The organism is Pedobacter sp. 01T416_2, assembly GCF_056398925.1.
On record NZ_JBFTQI010001144.1, the window covers coordinates 1 to 1,260 of the forward strand.

Here is a 1,260-nt window from a genome sequence, read left to right on the forward strand (position 1 = left end):
CAAACCTCGCAGGTTTTCAAAACCTGCGAGGTTTATAATAACCGAAAAACCCTTCCAAACTCCCTTCTTACTAGGCTAAACTCAGTATTGGGTTACCTAAATATAATTCTGGTATTAAGGGAAACACAGCGTTAAAAGCTAACCAAAACGCTGCACTTCTTATGGCCATTTGAAGCAAATATTTAAAATGATTATTTATTTAAAAACACACAATCATGAAAAGGAATATTATTGCTATAGCCATAATTTTGGCCCTATTKGGCTGTAACGCCGAAAAAAAAGATTACGCCAGTACTGACAAAGAAAGTATGGCAGATACTACTGCTACAGTAGAGTTGCCAGCCGAAAAAATTATTAAAACTGCTGATATGCGTTTTAGGGTTAAAAATGTTCAAAACACCAAAGAACAGCTCAGCAAAGCCATTAAAGCGGAAGGAGGTACGGTGGCTGAGTTTTCTATTGAAAGCTCCATCCAGGAAACCGATAAGGTTAAACAATCTACTGATTCGTTAAAAGAAATTACCTCCTATCGTACGCAAGGTTATCTGGTGGCTAAGGTTCCATCTGATAAACTAGACGAATTTACCAATACCATCGCAAAAATGGCTGTTTTTGTAGATAACCAATCGATGAAGATGGACGATCAAAGCATTGCTTATTTAGCCAATAAACTAAAGGCACAGAACCGAGTCGATGCGATCGAAAAGATCAATAAAGTAGCCTCAAAAAAAAGTGCCAATGTCGAATCATCTCTTTATATCAAAGACGATTATGTAGATAGGAAAATCGAGAATATGCAAATCGATAGCCGTGTAAAATTCAGTACCATTACCCTTAATTTTTATCAGGATAACACCGTTAAAACAATGATTGTTGCCAATGACAATCTGTACGACTACCGTCCGGCATTTATTAACAGACTTTGGTTGGGTATTGTAAATGGTTGGACAATTTTTAAAGAAATCATCATCGCAATTTCAAATTTATGGATGTTGATATTAGTAGGTATTGCAATCTTCTTCACTATAAAATATTTTATTCGTAAGAATAAATTAGCAATGGATGAAGCGACTAAAAATATGATTGATCAGGCTAGGCAGTAAGAATCTATTCCTTCAACTACGCTACCAATGACAGATTAAATAATCGATCGTCATTCCCGCGCAGGCGGGAATCTTAAAGTTTATAGCATTAGGATTCCCAATCAAGTTGGGAATGACGATACCTCGTGACCTATCATCGTTATTCGCTCTCCTTCGG

At 36.6% G+C, this 1,260-nt stretch carries 1 protein-coding gene; it reads left to right on the forward strand.

The genetic code is table 11. The features are described 5' to 3' along the window. Positions 1-215 precede the first annotated feature (215 nt). On the forward strand, positions 216-1,103 hold the full coding sequence (locus AC1DPQ_RS28085) for a DUF4349 domain-containing protein (RefSeq protein ID WP_477611616.1): 888 nt from the start codon (positions 216-218) through the stop codon (positions 1,101-1,103). The last annotated feature ends 157 nt before the right edge of the window (positions 1,104-1,260 follow it).